2 protein-coding genes, 3 tRNA genes and 1 CRISPR repeat array are annotated in these 7,498 nt (G+C 64.5%); of the genes, 4 read left to right on the forward strand and 1 reads right to left on the reverse strand.

Annotated elements, in window-relative coordinates; all coding sequences use genetic code 11:
• Positions 1–97: 97 nt before the first annotated feature.
• On the reverse strand, positions 98–3,670 hold the full coding sequence (locus RYL44_RS05370; RefSeq protein WP_314975321.1) for a mechanosensitive ion channel family protein: 3,573 nt from the start codon (positions 3,668–3,670) through the stop codon (positions 98–100).
• 163 nt (positions 3,671–3,833) lie between these two features.
• Between RYL44_RS05370 and RYL44_RS05375 the strand changes: the two genes are divergently transcribed.
• The 4 genes from RYL44_RS05375 (at position 3,834) to RYL44_RS05390 (ending at position 6,634) form a co-directional block, all read left to right on the forward strand.
• Positions 3,834–3,909, forward strand: a tRNA-Glu gene (locus RYL44_RS05375).
• Between the two features lie 50 nt (positions 3,910–3,959).
• Positions 3,960–4,033: transfer RNA gene (locus RYL44_RS05380), tRNA-Asp, on the forward strand.
• Positions 4,034–4,061: 28 nt separating this feature from the next.
• Positions 4,062–4,137, forward strand: a tRNA-Phe gene (locus RYL44_RS05385).
• A gap of 1,897 nt (positions 4,138–6,034) precedes the next feature.
• Positions 6,035–6,634, forward strand: a complete 600-nt coding sequence (locus RYL44_RS05390) for an excalibur calcium-binding domain-containing protein (protein WP_314975322.1) — start codon at positions 6,035–6,037, stop codon at positions 6,632–6,634.
• A gap of 476 nt (positions 6,635–7,110) precedes the next feature.
• A CRISPR array of direct repeats spans positions 7,111–7,443; the repeat unit is 28 nt; unit sequence GGCTCATCCCCGCGTGGGCGGGGAAAAC.
• Positions 7,444–7,498: the final 55 nt, after the last annotated feature.

Genomic DNA, 7,498 nt, shown 5'->3' on the forward strand with positions numbered 1-7,498 from the left:
CGCGCGCCGCCCGCGGGCGCGCAGTGTTGGCGCGGGCGGGCGGCGCGGGCGGGCATCGCCGTACCGGTTACGAGGCGGTGGTGTCCTCGCGGGACTCTCACTGCTCGGCGGTGGACTGCTCGGCGGGCTTAGCAGTCGGCGTTTTCTTTGCTGTCGTCTTCTTGGATGCGGCCTTTTTTGCGGCGCTCTTCTTGGCGGGTGCTTTCTTGGCGGGTGCTTTCTTGGCGGCGCTCTTCTTGGCGGGTGCCTTCTGAGCCTTGTCGGCGTCGGATTGGGCGGGCTTGTCGTCCGTCTTCTCCTCGGTTGCACCCTTCTTCGCGCCCGCAGCCGCTTTCTTCGTTCCCTTTTTCGCAGGCTGGTTCTTCTTGCTGGTTGCCTTTTTCGCGGGGGATTTCTTGGCGGTCTTCTTATTGGCGGGAGCCTTGGCGGGTTCGACTTCGTCGGCTGCCTCCGTTGCTGTTGCCTGGGCGTCGGGGGCGGCGCTCAGGGTCGGCATCACGAGCGTTTCGTCGAGTGCGGGCTGTTCCTCGACAGTGGGAAGCACCTGCGTGGCCTCCGTATCGAGTGCGCCCGCCTGGGCGACCTCAACGGGAGTCATGACGGCGGTCGCTTCAGTGTCCTGACCCGCGGCGGCGCCCTCCGGCTCATCGTCGGCAACGGCCTCATCCGAGGTCACCGGCTCATCGTCAGCAACGGCCTCATCCGAGGTCACCGGCTCATCGTCAGCAACGGCCTCGTCCGAGTCCTCCGGCTCGTCGTCAGCAACGGCCTCGTCCGTCCCCTCCGGTTCGCCCGAGGTCGCCGGCTCATCGCCGACAACGGCCTCGTCCGAGGTCACAGGCTCATCGTCAACAACAGCCTCGCCCGAGGTCACAGGCTCATCGTCGGTAACGGCCTCATCCGAGGTCACCGGTTCGTCGTCGGCAACGGCCTCGTCCGAGCCCTCCGGCTCATCCGAGGTCACCGGCTCATCCGAGGTCACCGGCTCATCGTCAGCAACGGCCTCGTCCGTTGTTTCCGCTGCTTCCTCGTCGCTCGCGGCACTTGCGACGGCTGGAATCTGGCCCGTGACGGCACGCAGCATGTCGGCTTCGGCGCCGGTGGGAGCAACCGCCGGGAAGAAGTCCATGATCGACACGCGCGGAGTCTCCTTCGCGGGAGCAGGACGAGTCTCCTCCTCCAATCGAGCCTCCTCGGCGACGGCGTACCAGTCGGGGTGGATCACAGGCTCGTCGGGGACTTCCTCCTGTGATGCGGCCATTTCCTCGGGGGAAGGCTCGGGCGGAGGCACGAGTGCAGGGGCGAGCGCCGCCACCACGTCGGTGATGACCGGGCGACCGGTGCGCGCGGGCGGCGGCACCTGCACCGGACGTTTCACGGATGTTTCACGCGCGGGGATGGGTGTCGTGGCCTGCTCATCCTCGTTCTCAGGATCCGACGCGCGGCGGCTTCCGTGATCCGGTGCGAGGACATCCTCACGCTGTTTCTCAGCGTCGGACGAGGCCGTGGCCGCCTCCGCTGCTTCGACCGCTTCCGCGGGCGCGGGGATGTCAGCACGCACGCCTGGTGTCGTGTCAGCGGCATCGACAGGTCCGGTGGGATTCGCATCGTCGGCTGCGGGAGGCGCCGGCACGTCGGTTTCCGGCTCGTGTGCGGCCTCGGTGGCAGCGGTTCCAGCACCCACGGCGGGCATGCCGCTCATCACACCTGCGACCGCCTGGCTATTTCCAGTGACCGCGTCAGTGGCTTTGCTCCCTGTCGTAGCCTCGGCCGTTGCGGCAGGGGCGGCTCCGTCAAAAGGGCGGGTCACCTGGGCAGCCGAGGTCTCGGCGGGCGCAGCGTTTTGCGTCTGCGTGGGTTCAGCGTTGCCAGTGCCACTGTCCGTAGGTCCGACGGGTTCAACGCCGACGGCGGCCAGGGCCGCGCTCGTCTCGGGGTCTATGGCCTCGCTCGAGCGACGACGTCCCTCCCGGCGGTCTTTCGCACGCTGAGAATCGGCTTCACGTTCGGCGTAGGCCTCTTCGCCGGGACCCGCAAGTGCGGCGGCTCGCTCGTCAGCTTCAGCGGAGCCGGAGAAGAGCCGCTCGCCGCGACCGATGGACGTGGCCGTCATGGTCTGGGTGAGCTGGGGGTCCGTGTTACCGGCGGCCTCGATGATCTTGCGCAGCGCGGACTTGGAGATGACCTGCGTTTCGTCCGGAGACGACGAACCCCCTTCGGCGAGTTCACGTTGACGGTCAGCCATCGCGCGGCGGCGGGCACGCTTCGCCTTGCGGCGGGCCGCCACCATGCGGGCGGCGTGAGCGGCGTCCTTGGGGCGCTCGCGCGCACCCTCGGCCTCCGACTCACCGGTCGGTGAAGCAGTGCCACCCACTGCAGAATCCGCGTAGGCGCGCGCCGCACCACCGGCGTGGGAGGTGGAGCGACCGGTCGCGGCCACGGCCTCGTTCGCGCCGGAGATTCCGGCGAGTTCGGAGGCCAGGCGAGCGATGCGTTCGCGGCTCATATCCTGCTCGACGGTGACGGTTTGGCGCGGTTCGATGTGCTGAACGGGACGCGCCCAGGGTTCTTCGGCGACGATCCAAGCGATGAGTTGCTCACGCAGGTAGGCGCGCAGGTCCGAGAGGTTAGCGGAGTTATTCGCGGACACGAGCACGCGCACGGTCACAGTGAACTCGTCAGAGTCGGTGATCTGCACGGCCCACGTGCGCCCATCCCACAAGTCGGTGGACGTGAGGAGCTTCTCGACCTTGGTGCGGATAAGCGTCATGGGCGCGGACCAGTCGAGTTTCAGTTCGACGGTGCCCAGCTGTGCGGCGGCGCGACGCGTCCAGTTCTCGAAAGGCGTCTGAGTGAAGTAGCGGCAGGGGATGATAAGTCGGCGCTCGTCCCAGATGCGCACGACCACGTATGAGAGCGTGATTTCCTCGACGGAACCGGTTTCCTGCTTGTCGCCCGCGACGACCACGTCGCCAACGCGGATAGCGTCGGTGAACGCCAACTGCAAGCCAGCGAAGACGTTGCCGAGCGTTTGCTGGGCGGCAAGACCGGCGATGACCGAGAGGACGCCAGCTGAGGCAAGGACGGTGGTCATTGCTTGGCGCGCGGCCTCGAACGTGCCGACGATAGCGACCGCGCCGATAACGACGACGACTCCCTGCGTGAAGCGGCGCAAAACCTGCGCCTGGGTTTCGAAGCGACGCGAGCGCCCCTTGTCGGATTCTTGACGAGCTCTCGCCGCGTCCTCAAAGACCCAGGCAGCCGCGTAGGCCATCCAGGTCAGGCACGCGAGTCCTGCAATGAGGAGAACGTGCATGAGGAATGTCGTAACAGAGGAGCCGTTCCACTCAGACAGGTGCGGGTTCACGAGCGCGATGCCCAGCCCAATCCACGCGCCCCACGTGGCGAAAGTGAAGTGGGCGGAGCGGCGCACGCGCGCCAGGATTGACGAGGCGGTGGCGGCCTTCACAAACGCCCTGCGCGCGAGGACGTTGAAGACGACCGACACGACAACCCCCAGGAAGGCACCGATGACAGGGCCGAGGATCAGGAGAGTGAGGTCGATGGTGGTAGCCACAGCCGCCTCAGCGCCGGACTGGGAGTCTGCGGCGGCGCGCATGAGCGCGCCCGAGGCTTGGGCGAGGGCACCGAGTGTAGGTGTCATAGTCATGCTTCAAGGGTAGGTCGCCTTGCTGATGAAATCCTGTGAATTCCACACAAGCGCAACATTTTTTGGTAACGTGTGCGGGGTCACCCATTTTCGTTTTGACGTGCTGCGCTGATTCTGCCTAAACTATTTCCCGTCTTCGGACGCCAGTTCGACGGCCACGTAGGCCCCCATCGTCTAGCGGCCTAGGACACCGCCCTTTCACGGCGGCGACACGGGTTCGAATCCCGTTGGGGGTACCAGCCGGTCGCGCATGTGAACGGCACAACTTAATAGGTCTTACCTATTGTAAGGCCCCGTAGCGCAGTTGGTTAGCGCGCCGCCCTGTCACGGCGGAGGTCGCGGGTTCAAGTCCCGTCGGGGTCGCCGACCAGACCATTCCGGTTCAGGTCTTGGCTCTGTAGCTCAGTTGGTAGAGCGTTCGACTGAAAATCGAAAGGTCACCGGATCGACGCCGGTCGGAGCCACCAGCAATCCCCGAAGCATTCGCTTTGGGGATTTTGTTGTATCCGCTTGCTCTGCCGCGGTCACTGGCGACCACCCCGGCGCGCAAGACGCCTACCGCACGCGCCCATGCCAGGCAGGGCACCTCGCGGGTTATAGGACACTGCGTGTTGCTGGAAGGGTGACTCTTTGGCTTTCTGGTGCGGGAAAGTCGGTATTGAAGTTGGTGGCAGCCAACTTGGAGGATAGACAAAACGTGTTGCTGGAGGGGTTACTTTTCGGCTTTGTTGCGCGGGAAAGTCAGTGTTTTAGTTGGTTGGGACTAACTATGAGGATGGACAAATCATGTTGGTTTTGTGGTGACTTTTCGGCTTGTTGATGCGGGAAAGTTGGTGTTGGAGATGGTTGTTAAATTGTGAGTCTGTGCGTGGTCCCTTGATCAGTCTCGGTGGGGCTTGGGCAGGTTATTTGCGTCGGTGGTATCTACCGTGCCAGGCCACCGTGCCAGGTCGCTGGCGCGCTACCGGCGGTGCTACCGGCTGTGCCAGTGGCTGCGCTACCGGCTGCAGCGCGAGCGGCGGCGCTACCGGCTGTGCCAGTGGCTGCGCTACCGGCGGTGCTACGCGTGGTAGTGCATGACTCCTGTTGGGTGAGTTATCCGTGAATGTCGCATGCAATTCCCCCGACACTGTGTCACACCGCGCAACCATATTGTTGGAATTGCAACGTTTGCGGACACTGCTGAAAGTTCACCCAATCGAATTGCATGCGAAACTGCTCCAAGCGCGCTAGCTGCCTACGTTCCTCGCCGCGCGCGTGGACCCGCTGATTCGCGCGTGGGCCCGACACTTCGCACGTGGGTCCGACACTTCGCACGTGGGTCTGATGGTATGCGCGTGGGCGGCGCCCTGGCGCATATCTAGGGATTGGCGTGCGTGTCACGGGGTTAACGCGCATTGTCAGCGGTTCGCGTGCGAGCGACACACCAGCTCAGGCGCCGTTGCGCCCACAACGCAGACCACCTCGCCCGCAACACCCCGTTGTCGGCGTTTGTTACCGAGGTGGTTTGCGACGTGGGCGGCGCTGCCCCGAGGCGCGCCCTCACCGACAGTAAACTGTGGGGATTGCGCTTCACGTGGACCCGTGCGTGACTTGCCTGCCGGTGACATCGCCACCAAACGGGGGGAATTGCACCATTAGAGGCGCGACACGCCGGCGACACGCCGAAGGGAGGCTTCTAATGCTGCAAAACCCCCACCACTACCCCTGGTGTCATGCTCCCTCACTGGTGCAGGACTGCCCGGCGGGCGCCAGTAAACGCTGGTAGGGAGTCACCGGCGGGACCCTGGCGCACGGGCGAGTGTAAGGCGAGGCGCCAGTAAACGCCGGAAGGGCGTCGCCGGCAATGACAAAGGGACGACTAGCGGCCAGCTCCGCAGCGAAGCTTGTTGCCGATGAGGCGAAACACCCGATCAGGAAGATTCAACCCAAACTGATCACGTGCAATCCTCCCGATCAGGTGGACCCCTCCCGATGGAGCCAACCCGCATCGGCGGCGCAAGCACGCAAGCACAATGACGGACGACGCAAGCGCACGTCACGGCCAACCCCCACCGTCGGCACGGGCACGCCAGTGCCACCGACCCCTCCCCCGCCGACTCCTCGCCGCCGACACCTCCCCCGACGACGCTTGGGTCCAAACCCCGACCAACACGTTATGTTCTATAGCCCACCTGCCGCGCCGCAGCCACCGGCGACCGCCCGGGCAAGCGAGGCGTCTACCATACACCCCCATACCGGGCAGGGCGCCTCGCAAGCATCGACACCCGCGTGCACTTACTAAAAAGTGCTCCTCTCCTGTAGGATACCGAGCAAGCGTACGTGTTGGTGCACATATCGTTTCGTCCTTGAGGAGGGGCATCTATGTTGCTTGGGAAGTGCTGGCAACTCTTGAGACGCCTCGCGGCCATGATCGTCGGCTTTCTTCTCATGGTGTGCACGGTGAGCGGATGCGACCTGCCGGTACCAAACGTCGTCGACATGGCCCTGCCTGATGCTATCCAGAAGCTGGAGAATTCCGGATACCGAAACCACGCGGTGGTCGACGACCACGGAATGACAATTCTGGAATCACACTATGAGGACGGCTATAAGGTCACCAAGCAGGACAGTGTTGGTTCTGACGTTCCGACCTCGACGACGATCACGCTGACCGTCACTGAAAGCACCATTGCGTCGCCAGAATCGACACCCAGCGACGCGCCTTCCGTAACGTCCGAGCCTGAAGTGACGCCCGAACCCGAGCTGATCTCGGAGGAGCCGACGAGCGAGGAGCCTCCAGCGGCGGAACAGGCAGTCGATGGACCAACCCCCCAGACACCCGCGCCGAAGAAGCAACCGGAGCGCGCCTATTACAGTAACTGCACGGAAGCGCGGGAAGCCGGAGTGGCGCCACTGCACGTTGGCGACCCAGGCTACCGGCCTGCTCTGGACCGCGACAAGGACGGTGTGGCCTGCGAATAGCGGCCATACGCTTCGAATCCCGATCGCGGCTGCGTCTTACCAGTGGCTGGCCTGAGGGCGGCGGTACCTGTTCCACGCGACCGAACCCCGGCCTCGTACGTGAAAGTGCGCGAGGTTGGAGCTTCTTCGTGCGGGCGGGACGCGCAGGATGAGGACCCGCCACCCGGCGTCGGAGCCATTTTCCCTGATCCTGGAGAGCCGGGGGAGGCCTCGGGCCGATCGCATGAGGAACGGTCTCGTAGCGCCTCCATGACAATCGTGTGAGAAATAGAAGGGCTTTTCGACGGATCACACGGTGACTGCACCCACAGCGAGCAATCGGCCGACGAGAGCACTTACCCACCTATGCGGGGCACTACTCGAGCGGACAGCTCATCCTGATTTGTTCTGACGGGCACACGCGGCGGGTCCATGGTGAAGAACCCCACGGTTGCGGGGAATACGTGTATCACAGGGACCGGTGTTTGATCCCCAGCGGCTCATCCCCGCGTGGGCGGGGAAAACTTCTTCGGCACTCCGGAGGCCGCGTCCATCTCCGGCTCATCCCCGCGTGGGCGGGGAAAACTCGAGCGGATGAGCCGAGGCTGGACCTGCACCCGGCTCATCCCCGCGTGGGCGGGGAAAACATCCTCACGCGCGTACGCAGCTACGCGGACGAAGGCTCATCCCCGCGTGGGCGGGGAAAACGGCTTTATCGCCATTGATGCGGGGATGTTGAAGGGCTCATCCCCGCGTGGGCGGGGAAAACCGAGGAGATCGCGGGTGCCTGCGTACATGGCAGGGCTCATCCCCGCGTGGGCGGGGAAAACGGGGACTATCGGTCACGAACGTGGTGCTTAAGTTCCGGGTTTAGGTTGGGATTGC

Source organism: Actinomyces bouchesdurhonensis, assembly GCF_963540955.1.
In the GTDB taxonomy this organism is placed as follows: Bacteria; Actinomycetota; Actinomycetes; order Actinomycetales; family Actinomycetaceae; genus Pauljensenia; species Pauljensenia bouchesdurhonensis.